A 25,325-nucleotide genomic window follows, 5' to 3' on the forward strand; every position below is an offset into this window, starting at 1 on the left:
GATAATTACGCCGCTAAGCGTGGATTTAATGTATAAGTTCCCATCAACGTATCTTCTGCTAAGATATGTTCTTTAATAAGGGATAATACCTGTTTTGCATCAAAAACACCTGATACAGGCACTTCTTTAATATCTAAGGCATAAAGTGTAAAGTAATAGCGATGTATTCGTGCATCATTAAAGGGTGGGCAAGGCCCATCATAGCCAAAATAATCACCCTTCATATCAGCATCAGCAGCAAACCACTCTGTATAGTTATTTAAGCCTTGTCGCATTGGTGGGAAAGCAGTTAATGGACCACTTTTTCCTTTAGGACTGACATTTTTGGAAAATGCACCCTCTTCAATATGACGCATATCCGCAGGAATATCAATCAATGTCCAGTGATAAAAGGGTACTCGTGCTAACTCTGCAGGTACTTCTCTATCGACTTGATTAACATCATCTGCTTTACTAGGTGCATCTATATCTACAGCAATTAAGACAAAAGACTGCGTTCCCTCTGGCACATCTGACCATGAAAAATCAGGACTGATATTATCTGAAAGTGCAATATGGGTCTCTTTATTTGACTGACCAAAAGCATATCGCGCAGGAATAGGGGAACCATTCGTTATAGCTAAGCTTGTTAATTTCATCGCACTTTCTCCAATGATAGGGTTTATAAAAAATGGTTTACACCATACGCATTTATCACTTATGAACTAAGTATAAATTAAGAACTGATGGTAATACGTGCAAATTTACGTTTGCCTACTTGTACAACATAAGTACCTGCACTCAATTGTAAGGACTTATCCTCAATTCTTTGTCCATCAACTTTTACACCGCCTTGCTGAATATGACGAGAAGCCTCTGAGCCTGAACTCGCTAAACCAGATTCTCTTAATAATGCCACAATTCCCATGGGTTCTGCAAATGTAAATTCAGGCATTTCATCAGGAATTTGTCCATCACGGAAACGGGCTTCAAAATCAGCTAAAGCTTTTTCTGCTGCTTGTGCATTATGGAATCGTGTAATAATCTCCTGTGCTAAGGCAACTTTGATATTTCGTGGGTTTTCACCTGCTTCAGCCGCTTTTTTCAACGTATCAATTTCATCTAATGTCTTAGCAGATAATAGCTCATAGTAGTTCCACATCAGACTATCTGAAATAGACATAATCTTACCGAACATACTCTCTGGGGTTTCAGTAATACCAATATAGTTATTTTTGGATTTAGACATTTTTTCAACACCATCTAAACCAACCAATAATGGCATAGTAAGTACAGATTGTTGTGCTTGTCCGTATTCTTTTTGTAGTTCACGCCCAACCAACAGATTAAACTTCTGATCCGTTCCGCCAAGCTCTACATCAGACTTTAAAGCGACAGAATCATAGCCCTGTAGTAAAGGATACAAGAATTCATGAATGGAAATAGGAATACCACCCTTAAAACGCTTGGTAAAATCATCACGCTCAATAATTCGTGCTACTGTATAGCGAGAAGCAAGTTGGATTAGCCCTCTTGAGCCTAATTCATCACACCATGCTGAATTATAACGAATCTCTGTTCTTTCTGAATCAAGGATTTTAGCAGCCTGTTCATAGTAAGTTTGTGCATTTACCTCAATTTGCTCGCGTGATAAAGGGGGACGTGTCACATTACGTCCACTCGGATCACCAATAGCTGCCGTAAAATCCCCAATTAGAAAAATAACTTGGTGTCCCATATCTTGCAATTGACGCATTTTAGTCAATACCACGGTATGACCAAGGTGAATATCTGGTGCAGTCGGATCCATCCCTAATTTAATACGTAGGGGCACACCAGTATCGCGACTTTTTTGTAGTTTTTGAGCAAATTCACTCTCAACAAGTAATTCATCAACACCACGCAATACCGTACGCATATCACGTTCAACTTCTGCACTTATTTTAATTTCTTCCGACATTCTTTATCCCTATAATCTAACAAAATCCTCTGCAAAATATTAAGTTTAGTCTATAAAAATAGCTTTATTAAATTACTCTACCCTAGTAAAAATTTAATAATATTCTATTTCACAAAGGTTTTAATAAAGATTCCTTTACAATACCATATCAGTAAATAATCTCTCATTATACCTGTCTTTAGAGGAAGTTTTAATATGAAATCTTCAACATCAATGTATTTTATTGGTTTGATGTCTGGCACAAGTACAGATGGTGTTGATGGTGTTTTAGTTGATTTTCAAGAGCAGACACTTCCTAAAATTATTGGTTTTACCAGTTTAGCAATGCCAACTCCTCTTCGAGAGATTTTTTTAAGCTTAAACCAAAAAGGAGAAAATGAGTTAGAAAAGGCGTTTATAGCAGCCAATCAGCTCGCTGATATCTATGCACAATGTTGCCATACCTTATTAAAAGAAACAGGCCTCTCTGCGTCTGATATTGTTGCTATTGGTGCACATGGCCAGACTGTTCGACACCGTCCCGATTTAGGTTTTACAGTACAATTAAATGCCCCTGCCTATCTTGCTGAGCAAACGGGTATCAATGTGGTCGCTGATTTTAGAAGTCGAGACATTGCTGCTGGTGGGCAAGGCGCACCCTTTGCACCCTTATTACATCAAGCCCTATTTAGTGACCCTCAACGTAATAGAGTCATTCTTAATCTGGGAGGTATTGCTAATATTACGTTATTAGCCCCTCATCAGCCTTTACTGGGTTTTGATACAGGTCCAGCCAATGCCCTTATGGATTACTGGATACAACAACATCAACAAAAAGCCTATGACCATCACGGAGAATGGAGCACTAGTGGTCAAGTACATCATAGGTTACTAGCACAGTTATTACAAGAGCCATATTTTCAACAAGCCGCCCCTAAATCAACAGGAAGAGATTTATTTAACGCTCAATGGCTCTCAGCGATACTAGATAACTTTCCTTCCCTTGCTCCACAAGATATTATGGCAACACTACGTGCATTAACCTCCCATAGTGTAGTAAATGCCATTCAACGCTATATGCCAACCGTAGATGAAATTATTGTTTGTGGAGGTGGTGCTAAAAATCAAGTACTACTTCAAGAAATTGGCTCCTTAGCAGATTGCCCTGTACATATTATGAATGAATATGGTATTGATAGCCAAGCAGTTGAAGCTCTTGCTTTTGCTTGGTTAGCTAAAGCTTTTATAGATAAAACCCCTTTGAATTTTCCAACCATTACAGGCGCTCGTCATGCAACAATTGCCGGGGCTTTTTATCCAAAATAAGAGAGACGACAATAATATCAATATAAAATATTTTTCGCCTGAATTCTCTTAAACATAATAAGAAAAACTATAGCTAAACAAACAGTACCACAGTCTATAGAAAAGGCTGTTATCCTAATAAAAAGATAACAGCCTTATTTCATCAGAAATTTTTTAAATAAACTGTATAGAAAATATATATAATAAATATGAACTATACATCAAAAGAAGAACCACAACCGCATGTTGTTGAGGCATTTGGATTACGAATAACGAATTGAGATCCCTCAATATCTTCTTTATAGTCAATCTCTGCACCTACAAGGTATTGCAAGCTCATCGGATCCACTAAAAGCTGTACGCCCTCTTTGTCAATAACGGTATCATCTTCACTAATGGTTTCATCAAAAGTAAAACCGTATTGGAATCCTGAACAACCACCACCTTGAACAAATACGCGTAATTTTAAATCTGGATTACCTTCATCAATCAGTAAATCTTTTACTTTTCCGGCGGCAGCATCGGTAAATACCAATAAAGATGGGGGTGCCTGTAAGTCCACTGTTTCGGTCACGCTCATAAATTAGCTCCTGGTGATTATAATCACCTAATTTATTACTTCAAAAAAAGATTTTAGCATAATGCGAAAAAGCCTTTACAATAACCATACTCAAAACACGGAGAAATCGCATTATGCAGATAAGCAAATTTTCTACTTTCCCTCTGGCTATTAGGTATAAGTAGGTAAAAAGTTTATATTCTACGTAGAAAATGGGGGTACTTATTTCTTTTTCAAGAAGGTATTGTGTTCACCCATATTCTCTACTCATATTATTTTTAACGATATTATGGTAATACTGCTATCTGTTGTAATCCAGTCGATTCTGGTAAACCAAACATAACATTCATATTTTGTATAGCTTGACCTGCCGCTCCCTTAACAAGATTATCTTGAACAACCACAATAACCAATGTGTCTCCACCTTGGGGACGATGTACCGCAATACGCAATTGATTAGACGCTCTGACACTACGCGTCTCAGGAAGACTACCCGCAGGCATAACATCGATAAAAGGTTCATTTGCATAACGCTCTTCATATAGTCGCTGAAAATCGATATCAACAGCCTCAGGCTTAATCTTCACATAAAGCGTAGATAGCATTCCTCTAATCATCGGGACTAAATGCGGAACAAATAATAAAGACACCGGACTATTCGCTAATTGGCTTAATTGCGCCACAATCTCTGGATGGTGTCGATGCCCTGCTACACCATATGCTTTAATATTATCAGAGGTCTCTGAAAATAATGTTCCTACTTCTGCCTTACGCCCTGCACCAGAGACCCCAGACTTACAATCAGCTATGATAGAGTTAAGTTCTATAAGTCCTTTTTCCAAAACAGGTGCTAATCCTAAAATAACCGTTGTAGGATAACAGCCGGGATTACCAATCACTCGACTATGCGAAATTTTTTCTCTATTGATCTCCACTAAACCATATGTACTTTCTTGAAGAATATCAGGGCAAGTATGTGGTATCTTATACCATTGCTCAAAAACAGCCGTATCTTGTAAACGAAAATCAGCTGCCAAATCAATTATCTTAACACCCGCTTCCAATAAGGTTCTCGCTTGAGACATCGCTACACCATGAGGCGTTGCAAAAAAAACAATATCACATTCTGTTAGTGCGGTACTATCAGGGCTGCTAAAGATAAGATCAACTTGTCTCCTTAAATTAGGAAATATTTGTGCTACTGGTATATCTGCTTCTTGCCGCGAGGTAATGGCATGTAAGACAACCTCAGGGTGTAGTGCCAGTAATCGCAAAAGCTCTACCCCTGTATAGCCTGTACCTCCCACAATACCTACTTTAATTTTTTGATGCATAGACACCTTCTTTCTAAAAATAATATTAACTTATCCTTATTGTACGGTATTTTCTACGTTTACTAACCTTTTCTTAGCTCTGTTATATAGAGAAAAATACAAAAAACCCGCCAAAGCCAATAGCTGTAGCGGGTTGTTCGTAAATCGCAAAAAGATTAGCGTTTGCTGAACTGCTTGCGACGACGTGCTTTGCGAAGACCAACTTTTTTACGTTCAACTTCACGAGCATCGCGTGTTACATAACCTGCTTTAGATAATGCAGGTTTAAGTGTTTCGTCATAATCAATTAACGCACGAGTGATACCGTGGCGAACAGCACCAGCTTGACCACTCTCACCACCACCGTGTACATTGATTTGAATATCAAATGACTCTTGCATATCAACTAATACTAAAGGTTGGCGAACCACCATACGACCAGTTTGACGAGCAAAGTATTCATCTACAGATTTACCGTTAACAACGATATTACCTGAACCTTTTTTCAAGAAAACACGTGCCACAGATGTTTTGCGGCGACCTGTTCCATAATTCCAATTACCGATCATAATCTATCCTTAAATATCCAACTGTTTAGGTTGTTGTGCAGCATGAGGATGCTCGCTACCAGCATAGACCTTAAGTTTTTTGATCATAGCATAGCCTAAAGGGCCTTTTGGTAACATACCTTTAACCGCTTTCTCGATGGCACGACCGGGGAAACGTTCTTGTAATTTACGGAAATTTGTTTCGTAAATACCACCAGGATAGCCAGAGTGACGGAAGTATTTCTTGTCTTCAAACTTGCTACCTGTTACAACGATGTCTTGAGCATTGATAATTACAATGTAATCGCCAGTGTCAACGTGAGGTGTAAATTCTGGTTTATGTTTACCACGCAAACGGCGTGCAACTTCGCTGGCTACACGACCAAGGACTTTGCCTTTTGCATCAATAACAAACCACTCACGTTTGACTTCATGCGGCTTAGCCACAAATGTCTTCATGATTTATATCCTAAATAAATTAAAAAATACTATCCCACTATCATTCTTAACAAAATCATAGTGTTGCCATGCCGTTATATTTGTATGGAAACCCATCGGCAGTACAAAGAATGGATAAGTCTGCCACTATAACATGATTTTTTTATTTTTTCTATATAAAACAAGGAAATAGATTATTTTTTAAAGAAAACCAGCAAAATGATGCATGAAAAAGACAATATATTTATTATTTTTACTGTATATACCTCGTTTTATTTTACCAAATCCCAGCAATATCAATGTATTTTTATAATACATTTTAAGCATAAAACTATCCAAAAGAAAATTCTTCTGGATAGTACAGAAAAATAATAAGTGAATTATGATTTCTTACGGTTTTTAGCAATCATTTGCGATACAAATCGTGTATAAGAGCCTTCCACTGCGTTAAACCAAGGCATTAAATTATCGCGGAATGCCATATGGTCCTCATAGATTTTTTTAAACATGGGGTCTTTATCACTATACTCTTTAAACATCTCTTGTGCGGCATTATATGCGGCTTCCATAATATCCCGAGGAAATTCTTGCAATTTAACACCTGCTGCCAACAAGCGACGTAGAGCCTGTGGGTTTTGAGCGTCATACATTGAAAGCATATCTATCGCTGCCCAACGAGAAGCAGCCTCTAAAATTGTCTTATAGCTAGCCGGTAATGCTTCATAAGCATCCTTATTAGTATAAAGCGACACTTGAGGACCAGCCTCCCAAAAACCAGGGTAATAATAGTATTTAGCGACATTAAAGAAACCTGATTTTTCATCATCTACTGGGCCAACTAATTCAACCGCATCTAATGTCCCTTTTTCTAGTGCAGGATAAATATCACCACTTGCTAACTGCTGTGGCACAACACCTAAGCGAGACAGTAAACTCCCATTCATACCAGCCGTACGCATTTTTAGCCCTTTTAGGTCTTCTAATGATGTTAATGGTTTACGATACCAGCCACCCATTTGAGCACCTGTATTACCCATCATAAAATTCACAATATTTGCTGGCTCAAATAACTCTCGTAACAGCGTCATCCCATTACCTTCTGTCATCCATGCAAACATTTGACGTGCATTAAGACCAAAAGGAACACAGGTATCAAAACAATAAGCTGGATTTTTACCAAAATAATAATATCCACACGTATGCCCTGCCTGTATCGTACCATTTGATACGGCATCCATGACTTGCAAGGCTGGCACAATCTCCCCGGGTGGAAAAGAGTCAATTGTAAATTGACCATTGGTCATTTCTTTAACATATTTAATAAATTTTTCCCCTGTGCCATATAACGCGGGAAGACTACGCGGGAAGCTAGACACCATGCGCCATTTAATGGAGGGATTTTCTTGGGCGATAGCAGGTGCACCAATAACCGCACCCCCTGCAATAGCGCCCATACCTGCTTTTTTTAAAAAAGATCGACGTTGCATATCATATTCCTAAAAAGTTATTAAGATTTTTGACGGCTTTTAGCAATCATTTGCGATACAAACCGCGTATAAGAGCCTTCCACCGCATTAAACCAAGGCATTAAATTATCACGGAATGCCATATGATCCTCATAGATTTTTTTAAACATGGGATCTTTATCACTATACTCTTTATACATCTCTTGCGCAGCATGATATGCAGCTTCTAATATATCACGAGGGAACTCTTGCAATTTAACACCTGCTGCCAATAATCGCCGCAATGCTTGTGGATTCTGAGCGTCATAAGTCGCTAACATATCCATTGTTGCCGAGCGAGAAGCGTTCTCTATCACCGCTTTATAATGCTCTGGCAATGCCTCATAGGCATCTTTATTGGTATAGAGCGACAATTGAGGCCCCGCTTCCCAGAATCCTGGATAATAATAGTATTTAGCGACATTAAAGAAACCTGCCTTTTCATCATCAAAAGGGCCAACTAATTCAACCGCATCAAGCGTTCCTTTTTCTAATGCTGGATAAATATCACCAGTAGCTAATTGTTGCGGTACAACGCCTAAGCGAGATAACAATTCCCCTGTAAGCCCTGCCACACGCATTTTTAAACCTTTTAAATCCTCAACAGAATTTAATGGATTACGATACCAGCCACCCATTTGAGCACCTGTATTACCCAACATAAAATTCACAATATTTGCCGATGCGAATAACTCACGCAATAACGTCATCCCATTGCCCTCTGTCATCCATGCAAACATTTGACGCGCATTAAGACCAAAAGGGACGGCAGTATCAAAACAATAGGCGGGATTTTTACCAAAATAGTAATAACTACTCGTATGCCCTGCTTGTATCGTACCATTTGACACGGCATCCATGACTTGCAAGGCTGGCACAATCTCCCCGGGAGGAAAAGAGTCAATTATAAATTGCCCCCCTGTCATTTCTTTTACATATTTAACAAACTTCTCTCCGCTACCATATAAAGCAGGTAAACTACGAGGATAACTAGATGCCATGCGCCATTTAATAGAGGGATTTTCTTGGGCGATAGCAGGCGCACCAATAACCGCACTTCCTACAATAGCGCCCATACCTGCTTTTTTTAAAAAAGATCGACGTTGCATATAAATTCCTAAAAATAAAAAACCTATATCCTCAAGTAGAGGATATCTCTCTTATAACATTATTCAGTAAAACATTGAGAGCAAAATATTTTAATTTAATATAGTCTCTACCCTACTTATAACCCTGCTACCGACATTTGTTCAATTAAAATAGAGCCTGTTGTTTTTGATCCTCTTGTATAACTATCTGATCCAACAGCTATAATTTGCTGGAACATATCCTTTAGATTACCTGCAATAGTAATTTCTTGTACCGCATGCTGAATTACCCCGTTTTCGACCCAATAACCAAAAGCCCCTCTTGAATAATCACCTGTTACGTAATTAATACCCTGTCCCATTAATTCGGTTACAAATAACCCTGTACCCATTTTTTTTAGCATCACCTCCAAGGTATCTTTTTTCTTAGTATGAGAAGATAATAAGCTTAGATTATGAGATCCTCCTGCATTACCCGTTACAGGTAAGCCTAGCTTACGCGCAGTATATGTGGATAGTAAATATCCCTGTAGCATACCCTGTGTTAATAGATGGCGTTTTTGTGTTTTAACACCCTCTTCATCAAAAGCAGAACTACCCATTCCCCCTATAACAAAAGGATCGTCCACAATATCCAAATGATTCGCCATCACTTGCTTACCTAAACTATCACATAAAAAGCTAGATTTTCTATATAAAGCCCCTCCACTTATTGCCTGTGTAAAAGCCCCCAATAAACCAATAGCTAGTGGTGCTTCAAAAAGTACGGGATACTTTCCTGTAGGGATTCGTTTGGCACCTAAGCGAGATAAAGCTCGTTGTGCCGCATATTCCCCTACGGCCTTAGGATTTGACAATCGTTCTGGATAACGATTTGCCGTGTACCAATAATCTCGCTGCATTTGTTTACCTTTTCCAGCAATAATGGCCACCGAGAAACTATGGCTAGAATAAGGATAGCCTGCCATAAATCCCAAAGAATTAGCCAATACAAATCGCCCTGTACTGGTATTAACACTTGCCCCTTCAGAATTACTGATCATCTTATCATAGGCTAAAGCAGCCTTCTCTGTTGCTAAAGCAATATCTATTGCCTCTTGAGAAGAAATATGCCATGGTTTATACAGTTTTAAATCAGGAAATTCCGTGGCAAGATCCTCTACCTCTGGTAAACCAGCAAACTCATCCTCATTCGTGTATTGCGCAATATTCCACGCCGCTTTTACCGTATCCTTAATGGCATCAGGCGTGAGTGAAGACGTTGAAGCAGACGCTCTTGCTTTTCCTTTATAAACCGTTACGCCTAAAGAACGGTCATTCGTTTGCTCTACCGTCTCAATTTCTGCTTTACGGACAGAAACTGACATACCATTTGATTCAGAGATTTCAGCAACTGACTGTGTTGCTCCTAATTTTTTGGCCTCAGCTAAAGCTAACTGCACTAATTCTTCAAAATTAATTTTCATGTTTTAAATACTTTAAGTAAACATAGGCAATATATTACAATGAATAGTATCATAACGGATATTCTATTTAATTTTTAATAAATTGATGATTTTATGAACGAGACGAATTACGAAGACGATGATTTTTATGATGGCCCTAGTAAATCTCAAATCAAAAGAGAGTTATTAGCCATCACTGAATTGGGTAAACAGGTTATTGAGTTACCTATCGAAAAAATAAAGCAACTTCCTCTAGACGAAAAATTACTTGATGCCATCAAAGTATGCCAAAAGATTAAAACAAGAGGTGAAGGTCGCCGCCGACAGGTTCAATATGTCGGAAAATTAATGCGTCATGCCGACATTGAAGCGATTAGAAAACAGCTTGATACATGGGAAAATGGCTCAAAAGAAGCAACTGCTCAAATGCATCAACTCGAAACATTAAGAGATCGCTTAATTGCCAGTGATGACGAATTAACAATTCTATTAAATACCTACCCTGAGATAGATGTACAACCACTTCGCGCTTTAATCCGTGCTGCTCGCAAAGAAATCACGCATAATACAACACTGGCCGAAGGTCAAGAACCTCAGAAGAAAAACTACCGTGCCTTATTTCAGTTTTTAAAACCTTTTGTAATGCAATCATAGCCTACTTATTTAGGAATACTCATATGCCAAACCTTGAAACAATCGAACAACAGACGGCTGATACCGTACAATACAGCATTATCTGGTTACACGGGCTAGGAGCAGATGCCAATGACTTTGTGCCTATCATACCCGCACTTAATTTCTCTCCTAGCATAGGTATTCGGTTTATTTTTCCTAATGCCCCTGTTCGTCCCATTACCATTAATAACGGCATGGTAATGCGAGGTTGGTATGATATTTTAAGTTTAGAACGCATTGAGTCCGCAGAAGACAATCAAGGCTTATATAATTCTAAACAAGCAATTGAAGCATTGATTCAACAAGAAAATATCAGAGGGATCCCTAGTGAGCGTATTTTCCTAGCAGGCTTTTCACAAGGTTGTGCAATGAGTTTATTTACTGGGTTACGTTACTCAGAACGCCTTGCAGGTATTATTGGTCTTTCAGGCTATCTACCCTTATACAAACAAACAGCTATCGAATCCTCTCCTATCAATAAAGATATTCCTATCTTTTTAGCACATGGAACGGTAGATCCTGTCGTACCACTATATTTGGCACAACGTAGTCGAGATTATCTGATTGAACAAGGCTATACCATACAATGGCATGAATACCCAATGGCTCACCAAGTATCAAATGAAGAAATTGTTGATATTGCTTCCTTTATTCATCATATTATTCATAATAAATAAACAGATAAGTAAATGACAAGTAATATTTCTCATACTTAAATGATTTTTATAAAAATTATTAAACCACATCATTTCTAAAGCACGGAAAATAGTAATTGGTCAAGCGAGTTTTACAAACATAGAGAGGAATTGCCCGATCAACTCAACACTATGCCGTGCTTTTTTATATACCTTACTAAAATACTTATCCATTCTATACATTTCACCTAATCTGTAGTCTTCACATAATTATTGATAAATTTCTCACTCTAAAAAAACCTTTACTGACTAAATTTAAGTTAAACTTAACACTAATTTTTTATTTCAACACTATTTATCATGTCTATTGTTCGCACTCGTTTTGCTCCATCTCCTACTGGTTATTTACATCTAGGTGGCACTCGTACAGCTTTATTCTCATGGGCATTTGCTCGTCATCATAAAGGGTCTTTTGTTTTACGCATTGAAGATACTGACTTAGAACGCTCTACACCAGAAGCCGTTCAAGCCATTTTAGAAGGAATGCAATGGTTAGGATTAAATCATGACGAAGGTCCTTTTTATCAAACCAAGCGATTTGATCGTTATAAAGAAGTTATCGCTCAAATGTTAAAAGAAGGAACTGCTTACTATTGTTATAGCACACCAGAAGAAGTAGAAAAAATGCGCGAAACAGCTAAAGCGAAAGGACTAAAGCCAAAATATGATGGTACTTGGCGTCCTGAACCCGGTAAAGTACTTCCACCTATTCCAGAAGGTCGCCAACCCGTTGTCCGCTTTAAAAATCCACAAGAGGGTTCTGTTTCATGGGATGATATGCTCAAGGGGACAATTACAATTGATAATCAAGAACTAGATGATCTAATTATTGCTCGTCAAGATGGTTCACCCACCTATAATTTTTGTGTTGTTGTTGATGATTGGGATATGCAAATTACACATGTTATTCGTGGTGATGATCATGTTAATAACACACCCCGCCAAATTAATATTCTTAAAGCCTTAAATGCACCCTTACCTATCTATGGTCATTTACCTATGATTTTGGGGCCTGATGGTCAAAAGCTATCTAAACGACATGGTGCTGTTAGTGTTATGCAGTATGAAAAAGAGGGTTATTTACCTGATGCAATGATTAACTATCTTGCCCGACTTGGTTGGAGTCATGGTGATGATGAAATTATCTCTCGCCAACAATTAGTTGATTGGTTTGATACGCATCATCTTTCTAAATCTGCTGCACAATGGGATCCCAAAAAATTAAATTGGGTAAACGCACATTATATTAAACAATTAAGTGATGAGGCTTTAGTTGAATTAGTTACCCCTCGTATTCAAGCGAAAGGGGGAAATACTTCTGGTATTGATTTAAAGGCGGTACTTGCTTTATACAAAGATCGAGCAGAAACCCTAGAGCAACTGGCAACAGATGCCTTATTATTCTGCCTACCTTTCTCTCCTGCTTCACCAGAACTAACAGAACAGTTCATCACAGAAGAAGCTAAAGCGATTGTTGCTGACTTTGCACAAGCTGCTTCAGCATTATCAGAATGGACAAGTGAGCAAATTGCCGCTACGATTAAGGCAACACTTGCAAAACACAATGCAAAAATGCCTGCTCTTGGCATTCCATTACGTTTATTGGTAACAGGGCAGAAACAGACACCTGCTGTTGATCAGGTTCTGGCTATTTTTGGGAAAGAAACAGTTCTTAATCGTCTTAAAGTATAATCCCCTCACTCTTATTCACTGAGTATAAACAATACCTTATACTCAGTGAATATCTATTTATATGCTCCCCTCTTCAACTCATTATTTCGCTACTAATCTACTTAATCATTTTCAATATGATGTTATTTTGTTGGTTTTATGCTAATAAGCAACTCAAATAACTTTCAAATTAAAATAAAAAGTTTTAACCATATTATTTATTTTAAATTTAAAATAAATAATTAAATATTTTATCTCTATTTACTATAATATTTCTAAATCAAAACTCAATAAAACTATATGCTTATTTCTGAAAAACGCTTTAATTTCAATGAGATTTTATTAATTTTTATAATATACGCTGTATTTTTTTATAAAGTTTTAATTCTATTTTTTACTTAAATTTAATTTAAATAAATATTTTAAATATAAAATATTTTCTATAGAAAATAATTTAAAAACTTGTTTAAAAATACTATCAATACAAGCTAAGCTATTGATGAATAATAAAAATTTAGTGATTTTACATTCAGTTTGTTATAATCTCTAGCTATACAGCATTATATGCGTATAATAGAAGATAGTTTTAGGTCATTAAACCTATATAGAATGCCTTAAAAACTCGTTTATTTTTTGAATAGGGCCCTACCTCAGGAGTATGATTATGGCACAAGCCAAAGTAGCAAGCAAAAAAACTTCTGTCAAAAAAGCAGAAGACACCCCAAAAAAAACCGTTAGCAAAACTGAAACAACAGCAGTAAAGACTGCCGCTAAAAAAGCACCAAGTAAAAAAACAGCCAGTACAAGTAAAACTGCTGCAGTAAAAACAGTTGCCAAAAAAGCAACTCCAGCTAAAACGGCGAGCAAAGCTACTTCGGCAAAAACAGCAGCCAAAAAAACAGCTCCAGCAAAAACCGCTAGTAAAACGACTGCTACTAAAACAGTCGCCAAAAAAGCAGCCCCAGCTAAAGTCGCTAGCAAAACAACGGCTACTAAAACAGCCGCTAAAAAAGCAGCTCCTGCTAAAGCCGCTAGTAAAACAACCGCTACTAAAACAGTAGCTAAAAAAGCAGCTCCTGCTAAAGCCGCTAGCAAAACAACCGCCACTAAAACAGCTGCTAAAAAAGCAGCTCCTGCTAAAGCCGCTAGCAAAACAACCGCTAGCAAAACAACCGCTACTAAAACAGTCGCTAAAAAAGCAGCTCCTGCTAAAGCCGCTAGCAAAACAACCGCTACTAAAACAGCCGCTAAAAAAGTAGCTCCAGCAAAACCCGCTAGCAAAACAACCGCTACTAAAACAGCCGCTAAAAAAGTAGCTCCAGCAAAACCCGCTAGCAAAACAACCGCTACTAAAACAGCCGCTAAAAAAGTAGCTCCAGCAAAACCCGCTAGCAAAACAACCGCTACTAAAACAGTCGCCACTAAAGCAACGGCAAAAACCACAGCCGCAAAAGAAACTCCTGCTAAAAAAGTAGAAGCAACACCAGCGGTTAGTGCACCAGCTACACAAAAAAAAAAGGAAGTAAGCGTTGAGGAAAAAGCACCAACTCCTGTTACCAAAGCAAGTGCAAGTAAAAAGGTAACAACACCTAATCCATGGCCTTTTCCAACAGGAACACATCGTCCTTAAATAGTGAGAATCGCCTGAATAGGTAGTAATATCATTTTAGAAAAAATAAAGCCCCGTATCAAAATAGCGGGGCTTTATTCTTATTAAGCAAATTTAGTTAATGTTTAAATTACCATTCATCAATTAAATAAAATGTTTCAACGCATATTCTCTCCTTTCTTCCTAGGCTTATACACCATCAGAAAAACAAGATGCTATGCCAATGATGTACTTATCATTTTCAGTGCTAGTTGCTTCGCCCCCTTAAAATCTACTTTTCCACTACCCAATAGCGGAATATCATCTATCAAGAAAACTTGACGAGGAAGCATAATCGGCGGAATATTAAGCGATTTAATACGGGTATTGATTTCTTCAAGGCTGAGTGGTGACTTAACAAGTAGTACAACACTTTCACCCTTTTGCTCATCATTAACCGCAATCGCAACAAACTGGTTTTCATCATTAAGGACTTGAGCAATATTCTCTTCTACACTCCCCAGACTAATCATTTCTCCACCAATTTTGGCAAAACGAGAATAGCGATCAACAATAGTAATAAAACCATTTTCATCAATATGACCTTTATCACCTGTTTTGTAGTAACGTACGCCATCTAGTTCAACTATCACCTCTTCTGTTTTAATAGGGTCATCCAAGTAACCTTTCATCACTTGTCCTCCACCAATGATAATTAAACCGTCCTCTCCTACCTTTAACGTTTCTAAGGTGATTGGATCAACAATTTTAATAATCGTTCCTGGTAATGGCATACCCACTGTACCTACTTTATTAAAAGTAAACTCTTTTAAACTATCTGGATCTAAAATATTGGGCATATTCACACTGGCTACAGGGGCAGTTTCTGTTGCACCATACCCCTCATAAATTTCTAGACCAAATTTTAATCGGAATACCTCTTTCACATCAGCCTTTAATTTTTCTGCACCAGCAATTACCATTCGCACACTTTGCAACATTAGGGGATGCAATTTTCTATTACGAACATATAAACGGAAAAATGTTGATGTACCAAACATAATACTCACATGATGACGAGCGCACATTTTACCTACTTCTGCTCCATCGGTTGGGTCTGCTACGCTCACCATTTTGATTCCTTCACATAGGGGAAGCAAAGTCGTTACCGTTAAACCAAAAGAATGGAAGATTGGTAATGAATTTAAGATAACATCATCTTCTTGGAAATTAAGCAATTCACTCACTTGTTTAATATTAGTCAGTAAGTTTTTATGGCTTAACTCAATTCCTTTGGGTGTACCCTCACTACCACTACTAAATAAAATAGTTGCCGTATCATTGAGATGAACATTAGCAAAGTATCTAAACTTAATCCACCAACGCGGTGCAAATAAAGCAGTTAAAAATGCGCGTACCTTATCCCCTTTAGCAAAGTCTTTTCCTATTGCCTCTGCCAAAATTGTTTTTCCTGCTAACACTTTATCAAAAGCAAAGCCCTTGGCATTTAGTTTATTTAAGAATTTTTCAGCAGTAATTACCTTATTGATATTTGCTTTAGTAAGGGCTTTTTCCATTACATCGGGGCTAAGTGTATAGTTTAAATTCACTGGTACTTTACCCATCATCATTAATGCCATATTGACAATAGCACCAATAGCAGAGCTTGGTAACAACACACCTATATTTTTCTCATCACCCAAAACTTTTTTAAACTGCTTACTAAACAATAATACTGCTGTGATAAATTTAAGGTTATTCAGCTTCATCCCTTGCCCATCTACAACACACTCTTTGAACAAGTTAGATTTTGCATTATTTAACCAATGATGCATCAGCGGTTTACGTTTTGCCATTATGCTTTCCCACACCGAAAAAGAAAGTTCGAGTACCTTTTGTTTCATCGCTGTGGCATCAATAAAACCATAAATGGGTTTGCCAAAAGCCACTAAAATTTCACGTTTTCCTTGTTTTTTTGTTAAGTTTTTATAATAGCTATCCGCACGAGAAAAACTACTTCCCCATAAGCCACGCAAATAAAAAGGTACAGTAGTAACATTATCCAGATCTTTTAAAACATATTCAAAACCTTTTTTAAACTCATTAATCTGTCCGTTATAACTAATATGCCCTTCTGGAAATAACGCAACCACTTCACCACTCATTAAATATTGACGAATCGTTTCTATTGACTCACTACTTGAGCCTGCCCCAATAGGAATTACACGGAAAATACGCAAAAACCATGTAAGATACCATTTATTGTAAATTGGACGGAACATCACAAATTTTATTGCTCTTGGACTCGCCGCCTGTAATACCAACCAATCAATCCAGCTGATATGATTACCAAGTAATAATACCCCTCCACTTTGTGGTAAATTTTTTAACCCTTCTACATGGAAACGATAATTTGTTTTTAGTAAAGGTAATAGCAACAAACGCACAAATAAATGGGGAAGTTGCCACATGGCATAAAGACTGCCTAATAAGCACACTACTGAAATTGTTAAGAAAATACCTGCAGTAGAAAGACTGAATTCTACAAACAAGATACTCAGTAGTAAAAAGCCTACCATAAAGATATTTTGGATAAAATTATTACCCGCCATAATTTTGCCACTTATTTTTTCAGGGGCAAAATATTGGATGGTTGCATTTAATGGCACAATAAATAATCCACCCGAAAAACCAAATCCAAAAGAACACACTATTAATAAAATATGCGTATGGGCAAAGGTTAATCCAAACAGTGAAAGAAAAATCCCTAATGCACCAATAGGCACAATACCTAATTCAATATGTAAATGTGAGGCTCGCCCTGCCAGATAAGAACCTGCTATTAATCCTAAACCACTAACAGCAAGAATCGCCTGAATCATCACCGCATTATCCGCATTAAATAAGGCTTTATAATGGGCAGGAAATGCTGCAACGATAACTTGAGAAACACCCCAAAACAAACCCAAACCAATCACACTTAACCAAATATTTTTATCTGTCCGTAAAGTGCGAAAGTTATCTTTTAGATACCCTAGTGATACATATTTTTGCATGGAGAATTTTTCACTTTCTTCTGTTTCTTGTGGGAAAAACGGAATTTTAAAAGCAAAAAAAGCTTCAAGCGAACTAAATACCACTAATGCTACCCCAATCATCCAAACACTTTGCAATACTTCGTTCGGATCATGAGAGGGTACATAATACCCTTCAAAGAAAATTGAAAAAGCAAAAGAGCTAAATAAAATGGCAACAATAGTAAGTGCTTGAATAACACCATTCGCCAGCCCAATATTTTCTGTTCCGACAATGGATTTAATAATACTGTATTTGGCAGGTGAATAGATGGCACTTTGTGCTGCTAAAACAAGTGTTAGGGCAAAAGCAAGATAAAATTCACCCAACATATAACTAAATAAAATAGCAGTAGAAACCCCTACAGCAGCCAAGCTACTCCAACGAATAACTTTAGTACGGCAAAATTTATCATTGATAAAAGCAGATGGTGAAAAAAGAAAGACAAAGGGTAATAAAATCATCGCATTAATTAATGCGGTTAGTATCACTAAGGTATTACCCTCAAAGCTTTTTAGTAATACATTTTGAATCGTTATTTTATGTGCTAAATCAACACTCGCATTTAAAAAGGCAATAAGCAAATAAGGTAAAAAGCCTGTATATTTTAAGAGTTTCATGTTGAACTCTCCCTCTGATAAATATTTAATGTTTGCATATTTAAAATATATGGTTTAAGCACTAACAATAAATCGAAAAGATGTTTGAGCTTCTCATCTTTTTGTTCACTTTCTTTTAGTGCTGATAACGTTAAATTAACTTCTTGTTCAGCAAGTTTTTTAGCTGTTTGTAAATAGGTTTTTACCATTTCATACTCTGCTTCATTACAGCGACAAATAATCGCTAAGATATCTCGCTCTTTCGCCGTAAAAATCCCTTCTCGAGGATTTAATAAACCATCATCTACCATAGTTTGTAGCGCCGATTCAGAAAGAGAAAATTCTTGGCAAAGTGCTTTAGGTGAAAAAGTTTCATTCTCCGCCCCCATAATGATATTAATTAATGAAATTAAACTTTCATAAGGATTTTGCCAATCAAAATTAGGGTGGGTAAAGAGTTGTTTTATTTGAGAAATACTTGCATTGAAATTAGTTTGCAAATATTTAATAAACTTTAATAAACCGATACAACGCTCATCATAAAGATGAAAGTTAGGTTTATCTTTTAAAGGTTCTGGTAAAAGACCTTCTTTAATGTAATACAACACGGTTGATTTCGGTGTTTGACTTAATTTCACCAAATCATTCATTTTCAGCATAAGACTTCTCCTATCAGTAGGAATGACACTATTTTATCGTTTATTTTTTAAAAAGTAAAGAGTGTTACTTTACAGTTTTATAATAGTAAAAAAATATAAAACCCTATCCTTATTTGAGTCATATTTTCACCATACGCTATCACCCTCTACCTGCTTCTATGCTAAACTTCTTTCATTCAACTATTAAGAGTTTCTCTAGCCCTTTGATTTAACAAGGCATCATCATGACAAATGCATTGATTTTTCTTATTACCACTTTTAGTAATTTATTCTGTATCGCCTTATTCTTACGTGCATGGATTTTCTGGCGGCGTATTTCTCCCTTTAATAATCCATACTGTACATTTATTTATCAAATCACCGACTTTATTGTCGTCCCTGTTAGAAAAATAATACCCTCTAGCAAATATCTTGATTTTCCAAGTTTACTCATTGCATACCTTGTTGGTTTATTACAAACCGTATTAAACTTATTGATTGCAAGTACAGGTCTTTTCTTTACCTTAGCCCCTTTTATACCTATTTATGCCGTACTGGTTTTCTTCGATAACTTACTTTCATTAGTGCTTTGGTTAAGCCTATTTTATGCGGTTATGTCATGGATTAGTCCTATTTCACCACTACAAAATTTCTTACGAACATTAATAGAGCCTATCTTAACACCTATTCGTCAAATGTTACCCAACCCCCTTAAAAAAGGACCTTTTGATTTCTCATTATTATTTTTGATGATGATTATTATTGCCTTACAAATGATTCTTAAATCAGCTTATAAAATAAATATACCATTGTAAGAATGGATATAAAATAAATTATCAATCTATTTTTTATCCCTATTTAATACATGAAAAAGTCCCCATGCATATTATGAAGGGGACTTTTTAGAATAAGCAAAACGATATTAAATCTATTTTAAAAGCCCAATTCCATAAGCATCTTCTAATTTTTGTGCTAATTCTTCACGAGAATAATGATAATTCTGAGGCCCCTCTACCGCTATTTTTAACGTCCCCATTAAACTCGCTAAACACGCACTTTCATACCAAGGCCAGCCTTGTGTTAAACCGTACAATAAGCCACCTCGATGCGCATCACCACACCCTGTAGGATCACATATTTTTTCTGCCTTAACTGGTGGAATGTGTGTTTCTTCACCTTTAATATATAAACTAGCTCCCTCATCCCCTTTTGTCACTACAATCGCTTCTACACAGTGCGAAAGCTCCTCAATACGCTTTCCAACACGCTGAGCAATAATAGAAGCTTCATAATCATTTACTGTAATCGCTTGTGCTAAGCCAATCATTTTCTCAAGATCTTGCTGCTCAAATAATGGCATTGCTTGCCCCAAATCAAAGATAAAGGGAATCCCCTGTTGGTGCAAACGCTCTGCATGCGCAAACATCCCTTCCTTAGCATCTGGTGCAACAATCGCCCATGCAGCATCTGTTATCTCAACCGTATTAGTGGCTGAAGCCGACATTGCTCCTGGGTGAAAAGCAGCTAGTTGATTACCATCTAAATCAGTGGTGATATGACATTGTGCCGTAAAGGCATCTGAGATGATTTTAATACCATCTGTACGGATACCTAATTGCTCAAAATAATGCAAATAATCTGTCGCATCTTTTCCGACTGTCGCCACAGGTATAGGATTGCCACCCAACATTTTTAAACTATAAGCAATATTACCTGCACAACCACCAAACTCTTTGCGCATAGTAGGTACAAGAAAAGAGATACTTAGCGATTTGATATTTTCAGGAAGAATATGCTCTTTAAAATGACCTTCAAATAAAGTAATCGTATCAAAAGCAATTGAGCCACAAATAAGCACTGGTGATGATGACATAATAATCCTTAGTGGTAGAAAACATTAATTTCGTAATTTTTAACCATTTGCCCAGAAAAAACAAATGGAACAGTTATAGGTACTTTAGTATTTGCCATAAAAGGCTTCATCAGTTGATCCGCCACTAAATAATCCTTTGGCATAATATTCCGACTACTCATCACGGCACCTGTTTCATTCTTTAAACTTAAACCAAGTACAGGCCATTCCTGTGTACTAGCCGTTTTATTCACTAAGGTAACATGTAGTAGTAAGGCATATTCTCCAACTTTCACTGTTCGTGATTTATCTTCTGATAAAGAAGCATTTTCAAGACCAATACTATGAGCTGATTTTTGTAAATTTACTTCACATTTCAACAAACTACATAGCTGTGTAATAAACGGCTGCGTCTTAGGGAAAGCACTTGCAAGCTGATTACGAAAGACATATAAAAATTGCCCAACCATGAGCAATAAAGCTACCAAAGCAATAATTAACCAAATGAAAGAAGAATGACTTTCTCGCTCATATTCATCTGAATAGGCTCTTTCTCCCTGCACGGAAAAAGGTTCATCATAAGCTCGCCCATCATGTACAGAACGACTTCCAATATAATGATGATTGCTTTCCCCTATGCGATCCCTTTGCTGAGCGGTAGGTTGTGTATTATTAAGATGAATATGTACCGCAGCTTGTTGTGCTGAAGGTTGTGGTTGATAAACCGATTCAACAATAACAGGTTCTTTATAATGAGAAACTGGTTCTGTATGAGTAGTTGTTGTTATACCCTCAACAAATTTTGTACGATGTTCCTCTACTCGAGGAGAAGGAACAGCACGTTTCTGTATGGCAATAGCCCCCGCCTCTTCTTCGGGAGTATCTTCCTCTGTCAAAATAGGATAATCTTCTTCCTCATAAAGATGTTCTACCGCATTAAATACTTGACGACATACACCACAACGTACCATACCTTGACGTTGCTCAACCTGCTGTTGATTAACTTTTAAAACAGTATCACATATAGGACAACGTGTTTTCATCATGATTTATTTCACACCATGTAAACAAACCCACCCTTCTTCAGCTTGCCACACTTGTAACTGAATAAAAGGAGCATAAGCATCTATCACCTCATCTGCCTGACGTTCTAACACCCCTGACAAGACAAGATGCCCACCTTCACGCACTCGTGCAGCAAGCATAGGTGCTAATACTTTGAGTGGGTTAGAAAGAATATTAGCGACAACAATATCAAACTGACCAGATCCTAAACCATCTGGTAACATAAACTGAATATCAACGTGATTATTTTTAGCATTATACCCCCCTGTTGTAACCGCCTGCTCATCAATATCGACACCCATGACATTTCCTGCGCCCAATTTTTTAGCAATAATCGCTAAAATGCCTGAACCATGTCCATAATCTAATACAGAATTTGCTTGCTGTATATTTTTAGCTAACCATTCTGCACAAAGGTGTGTCGTTGGATGGCTACCTGTACCAAAGGCTAATCCCGGGTCTAGCTCAATAAAGATATTTTTTTTATTTTGATTAGCGGCAACAATCTGTGGGTTTTCTTTATGCCAACTAGGAACAATCCAAATATACTCTGCTATTTGGATAGGGTCAAACTGTGCTTGGGTTAATCGTACCCAATCCTCATTGGCAACCTCTCGTATATGCGCTTCAGTCGAAAAGTCCTTACCCGTGAGGGATTGTAAATCACTTAATAGTTGTTCTACTGTTAAATCATCTGGTAATAAGGCAATGACATAATTACGCGTCCAAGCCTGCACTTCTGGTTCTGTTCCCGGTTCTCCAAATAAAGGCTTTTCATTCTCTGTATTAAAATCAGCATCCTCAACAGATACCGATAAAGCACCACACTCAAGTAATATATCTGATAATTGTTCAGCTTCACTTTCTAAGCTCGAGAGGACAAGTTCGCGCATAAGACTACCCTTTAATACATAAAAGTAAAATACAACCCCGACCAGATGGACGGGGTTCGTAAAAAAGAAAACATTAAACGAATGCCTTATTTAACCAGTTCGCTTAATTTTTCTTCAAGATAATGAATGGTGGTACCACCTTCCTCAAAGTTAGCATCTCTAATTAAATCACGATGCAGAGGAATATTGGTTTTGATTCCTTCTACGACCATCTCAGATAAAGCAATATACATACGAGCAAGTGCTTGCTGACGTGTCGCCCCATAAGTAATTAGCTTACCAATCATCGAGTCGTAATTAGCAGGAACACGATAACCCGTATAAACATGAGAATCTAAGCGTACACCCGGACCTCCTGGGGTATGCCACGCCGTAATTGTACCTGGAGAAGGAATAAAATTATACGGATCTTCTGCATTAATTCGGCATTCAATCGCATGACCAACAAGCTTAATATCCTCTTGTTTTAATCCAAAAGGTACTTTAGCTGCTACTTTAATCTGTTCTTGCACAAGATCAATCCCTGTAATGCATTCTGTTACCGTATGCTCTACTTGGATACGCGTATTCATCTCAATAAAGTAAAATTCGCCTTTTTCATACAAGAACTCAAACGTACCCGCTCCACGATATTTCATTTTACGGCAAGCAGCCGCACAACGCTCACCAATCGTATTAATCAACTCACGATCAATCCCTGGTGCAGGTGCTTCTTCAATGACTTTTTGATGACGGCGTTGCATAGAACAATCCCGTTCACCTAACCAAACCGCTTGCCCCTCACCATCCCCTAATACTTGAATTTCAATATGACGAGGATTTTCAAGGAATTTTTCCATATAAACGTCTGGATTATTGAACGCAACAGAAGCCTCTGTTTTGGTCATTTGTACTGCGGTTAAAAGAGCAGCTTCTGTATGTACTACGCGCATACCACGACCACCACCGCCACCAGCCGCTTTAATAATAACAGGGTAACCAATACGTTCTGCTGTTTCAAGAATATAGTTTGGATCATCAGGTAAAGCACCTTCTGAACCGGGAACAACAGGAACACCAGACTCAATCATTGCCTGTTTAGCACTGACCTTATCACCCATAGTACGAATAGTTTCTGGTCGAGGGCCAATAAAGACAAAACCGCTACGCTCTACGCGCTCAGCAAAATCTGCATTTTCTGATAAAAAACCATATCCTGGATGAATAGCCTCAGCATCAGTAACCTCTGCTGCTGCAATAATAGCAGGCATATGAAGATAACTCTGTTGAGGGGCAGCAGGACCAATACACACAGACTCATCGGCTAAACGGACATACTTTGCATCACGATCGGCTTCTGAATGAACCACCACTGTTTTTATACCTAACTCATGGCAAGCACGCTGAATACGCAATGCGATTTCACCACGGTTAGCAATCAGAATTTTTCTAAACATAATAGAAGCCTCTTAGGCAATCACAAATAAAGGTTGACCAAATTCTACAGGTTCACCATTCTCAACAAGAATTTGCTTAATAACGCCTGTTTTATCTGCTTCAATTTCATTTAATAATTTCATCGCTTCAATAATACAAAGCGAATCACCTTCTTTTACCGCAGTACCTACCTCTACAAATGGAGGAGCACTTGGATTTGGCGCTCGGTAGAAAGTACCCACCATTGGTGCTTTAACCACATGACCTGTCATGACTGCTTCTTCTGCACTGGCTGCTACTGCCGCAGGCGCTGATACTGGCACATCAGCAACAACAGGTGCTACTGGTGCAACATACTGCTGTACCTGAGGGGCTGCTGCACCAAATTTAACAATACGTACTTTACTATCTGTACCCTCTGTCACTTCTAATTCTGCAATACCTGATTCAGCAACTAAATCAATAAGTGTTTTTAACTTTCTAAGATCCATAATCTTTTCCAATGTGGATAATAATTTCATGGCATTAATTTAATGCCACACCCTTTATGATTGCTTGGCAATATAAGATAAAGCAGCTTCGTATCCAAAAGCACCTAGCCCACAAATAACAGCAACCGCTTTATCTGCTAAATAAGAATGATGTCGAAAAGCTTCTCGTTGATGCACATTTGATAAATGTACCTCGATAAAAGGAATAGCAACACCTAATAAAGCATCACGAATGGCAATACTTGTATGTGTATATGCACCTGCATTGATGATAATATAATCTATATTACCCATTGCTTGGTGAATCCGATTAATCAGCTCTCCCTCGCTATTACTTTGGAAAAAAACACATTCTACCCCCCACTCTGTCCCTTTTTGAGAAAGGTTCTGATTAATTTGCTCAAGTGTTAATGCCCCATAGATATGAGGTTCTCTCATTCCTAATAAATTCAAATTAGGCCCATTAATCACTAAAACTTTGGAAGACATGTCTTCTCCAATATCAATTTATCGTCTATTTAATGACAAAAACGTACTTTTGTCCACTC

Annotated in this window: 23 protein-coding genes; 6 read left to right on the forward strand and 17 right to left on the reverse strand. The window is 37.5% G+C overall.

Annotated elements, in window-relative coordinates:
* Window positions 1-5: 5 nt before the first annotated feature.
* On the reverse strand, window positions 6-638 hold the full coding sequence (locus F9B76_RS05765; protein ID WP_159991255.1) for a YbhB/YbcL family Raf kinase inhibitor-like protein: 633 nt from the start codon (window positions 636-638) through the stop codon (window positions 6-8).
* Between the two features lie 77 nt (window positions 639-715).
* Complete coding sequence (gene tyrS / locus F9B76_RS05770) at window positions 716-1,939, reverse strand: tyrosine--tRNA ligase (protein WP_159991256.1); 1,224 nt, start codon at window positions 1,937-1,939, stop codon at window positions 716-718.
* A gap of 195 nt (window positions 1,940-2,134) precedes the next feature.
* On the opposite strand from tyrS, the gene F9B76_RS05775 reads away from it, so the two are divergent.
* Window positions 2,135-3,244 carry an anhydro-N-acetylmuramic acid kinase gene (locus tag F9B76_RS05775; RefSeq protein ID WP_159991257.1) on the forward strand — a complete coding sequence of 370 codons (1,110 nt, stop codon included), beginning with the start codon at window positions 2,135-2,137 and terminating at the stop codon, window positions 3,242-3,244.
* A 193-nt stretch (window positions 3,245-3,437) separates the two neighbouring features.
* Here F9B76_RS05775 and erpA read toward each other — a convergent pair whose 3' ends face one another.
* The 7 genes from erpA to pmbA all read right to left on the reverse strand — a co-directional run bounded on the left by erpA (window position 3,438) and on the right by pmbA (window position 10,140).
* Window positions 3,438-3,803 carry an iron-sulfur cluster insertion protein ErpA gene (gene erpA / locus F9B76_RS05780; RefSeq protein WP_159991258.1) on the reverse strand — a complete coding sequence of 122 codons (366 nt, stop codon included), beginning with the start codon at window positions 3,801-3,803 and terminating at the stop codon, window positions 3,438-3,440.
* A gap of 266 nt (window positions 3,804-4,069) precedes the next feature.
* The gene (gene argC / locus F9B76_RS05785; RefSeq protein WP_159991259.1) at window positions 4,070-5,116 is read right to left on the reverse strand and encodes an N-acetyl-gamma-glutamyl-phosphate reductase; all 1,047 of its coding nucleotides are present in this window, start codon (window positions 5,114-5,116) and stop codon (window positions 4,070-4,072) included.
* 155 nt (window positions 5,117-5,271) lie between these two features.
* Entirely contained in the window at window positions 5,272-5,664 is a 393-nt protein-coding gene (gene rpsI / locus F9B76_RS05790; protein ID WP_159991260.1) for a 30S ribosomal protein S9, read from the reverse strand.
* Between the two features lie 9 nt (window positions 5,665-5,673).
* The gene (gene rplM, locus F9B76_RS05795) at window positions 5,674-6,102 is read right to left on the reverse strand and encodes a 50S ribosomal protein L13 (RefSeq protein WP_159991261.1); all 429 of its coding nucleotides are present in this window, start codon (window positions 6,100-6,102) and stop codon (window positions 5,674-5,676) included.
* Window positions 6,103-6,461: 359 nt separating this feature from the next.
* A complete protein-coding gene (locus F9B76_RS05800) occupies window positions 6,462-7,568 on the reverse strand; it encodes a TRAP transporter substrate-binding protein (RefSeq protein ID WP_159991262.1) in 1,107 nt (368 codons plus the stop codon).
* 20 nt (window positions 7,569-7,588) lie between these two features.
* Window positions 7,589-8,695: a TRAP transporter substrate-binding protein gene (locus tag F9B76_RS05805; protein WP_159991263.1), complete on the reverse strand. Its 1,107-nt coding sequence runs from the start codon at window positions 8,693-8,695 to the stop codon at window positions 7,589-7,591.
* A 116-nt stretch (window positions 8,696-8,811) separates the two neighbouring features.
* Window positions 8,812-10,140 carry a metalloprotease PmbA gene (gene pmbA, locus F9B76_RS05810; protein WP_159991264.1) on the reverse strand — a complete coding sequence of 443 codons (1,329 nt, stop codon included), beginning with the start codon at window positions 10,138-10,140 and terminating at the stop codon, window positions 8,812-8,814.
* Window positions 10,141-10,233: 93 nt separating this feature from the next.
* On the opposite strand from pmbA, the gene yjgA reads away from it, so the two are divergent.
* The 4 genes from yjgA (at window position 10,234) to F9B76_RS10265 (ending at window position 14,790) form a co-directional block, all read left to right on the forward strand.
* A complete protein-coding gene (gene yjgA / locus F9B76_RS05815; protein WP_159991265.1) occupies window positions 10,234-10,773 on the forward strand; it encodes a ribosome biogenesis factor YjgA in 540 nt (179 codons plus the stop codon).
* A 23-nt stretch (window positions 10,774-10,796) separates the two neighbouring features.
* On the forward strand, window positions 10,797-11,471 hold the full coding sequence (locus F9B76_RS05820) for an alpha/beta hydrolase (protein ID WP_159991266.1): 675 nt from the start codon (window positions 10,797-10,799) through the stop codon (window positions 11,469-11,471).
* Window positions 11,472-11,789: 318 nt separating this feature from the next.
* Window positions 11,790-13,181 carry a glutamate--tRNA ligase gene (gltX, locus tag F9B76_RS05825; RefSeq protein WP_159991267.1) on the forward strand — a complete coding sequence of 464 codons (1,392 nt, stop codon included), beginning with the start codon at window positions 11,790-11,792 and terminating at the stop codon, window positions 13,179-13,181.
* Window positions 13,182-13,824: 643 nt separating this feature from the next.
* On the forward strand, window positions 13,825-14,790 hold the full coding sequence (locus F9B76_RS10265) for a histone (protein ID WP_201289284.1): 966 nt from the start codon (window positions 13,825-13,827) through the stop codon (window positions 14,788-14,790).
* A 194-nt stretch (window positions 14,791-14,984) separates the two neighbouring features.
* On the opposite strand, the gene F9B76_RS05835 is transcribed toward F9B76_RS10265, so the two are convergent.
* Entirely contained in the window at window positions 14,985-18,443 is a 3,459-nt protein-coding gene (locus F9B76_RS05835) for an acyl-[ACP]--phospholipid O-acyltransferase (protein WP_159991268.1), read from the reverse strand.
* Complete coding sequence (locus F9B76_RS05840) at window positions 18,440-19,081, reverse strand: MerR family transcriptional regulator (protein ID WP_159991269.1); 642 nt, start codon at window positions 19,079-19,081, stop codon at window positions 18,440-18,442. Before F9B76_RS05840 ends, F9B76_RS05835 begins: the two co-directional genes overlap by 4 nt.
* Before the next feature lie 224 nt (window positions 19,082-19,305).
* On the opposite strand from F9B76_RS05840, the gene F9B76_RS05845 reads away from it, so the two are divergent.
* The gene (locus tag F9B76_RS05845; RefSeq protein ID WP_159991270.1) at window positions 19,306-19,875 is read left to right on the forward strand and encodes a YggT family protein; all 570 of its coding nucleotides are present in this window, start codon (window positions 19,306-19,308) and stop codon (window positions 19,873-19,875) included.
* Window positions 19,876-19,988: 113 nt separating this feature from the next.
* Here the strand turns inward: F9B76_RS05845 and F9B76_RS05850 are convergent, their stop codons facing one another.
* From F9B76_RS05850 to aroQ, 6 genes are all read right to left on the reverse strand, one after another.
* Window positions 19,989-20,933, reverse strand: coding sequence for a carbohydrate kinase family protein (locus tag F9B76_RS05850; protein WP_159991271.1), 945 nt, complete (start codon window positions 20,931-20,933; stop codon window positions 19,989-19,991).
* Window positions 20,934-20,941: 8 nt separating this feature from the next.
* Window positions 20,942-21,958, reverse strand: coding sequence for a zinc-ribbon and DUF3426 domain-containing protein (locus tag F9B76_RS10355; RefSeq protein ID WP_243140613.1), 1,017 nt, complete (start codon window positions 21,956-21,958; stop codon window positions 20,942-20,944).
* A 3-nt stretch (window positions 21,959-21,961) separates the two neighbouring features.
* Complete coding sequence (gene prmA, locus F9B76_RS05860) at window positions 21,962-22,870, reverse strand: 50S ribosomal protein L11 methyltransferase (protein ID WP_159991272.1); 909 nt, start codon at window positions 22,868-22,870, stop codon at window positions 21,962-21,964.
* Window positions 22,871-22,956: 86 nt separating this feature from the next.
* A complete protein-coding gene (gene accC / locus F9B76_RS05865; RefSeq protein WP_159991273.1) occupies window positions 22,957-24,306 on the reverse strand; it encodes an acetyl-CoA carboxylase biotin carboxylase subunit in 1,350 nt (449 codons plus the stop codon).
* A 12-nt stretch (window positions 24,307-24,318) separates the two neighbouring features.
* Complete coding sequence (gene accB, locus F9B76_RS05870) at window positions 24,319-24,777, reverse strand: acetyl-CoA carboxylase biotin carboxyl carrier protein (RefSeq protein WP_159991274.1); 459 nt, start codon at window positions 24,775-24,777, stop codon at window positions 24,319-24,321.
* Window positions 24,778-24,831: 54 nt separating this feature from the next.
* Window positions 24,832-25,266 carry a type II 3-dehydroquinate dehydratase gene (gene aroQ, locus F9B76_RS05875; RefSeq protein ID WP_159991275.1) on the reverse strand — a complete coding sequence of 145 codons (435 nt, stop codon included), beginning with the start codon at window positions 25,264-25,266 and terminating at the stop codon, window positions 24,832-24,834.
* Between the last annotated feature and the right edge of the window lie 59 nt (window positions 25,267-25,325).

The organism is Pelistega ratti (genome assembly GCF_009833965.1).
GTDB lineage: Bacteria > Pseudomonadota > Gammaproteobacteria > Burkholderiales > Burkholderiaceae_B > Taylorella > Taylorella ratti.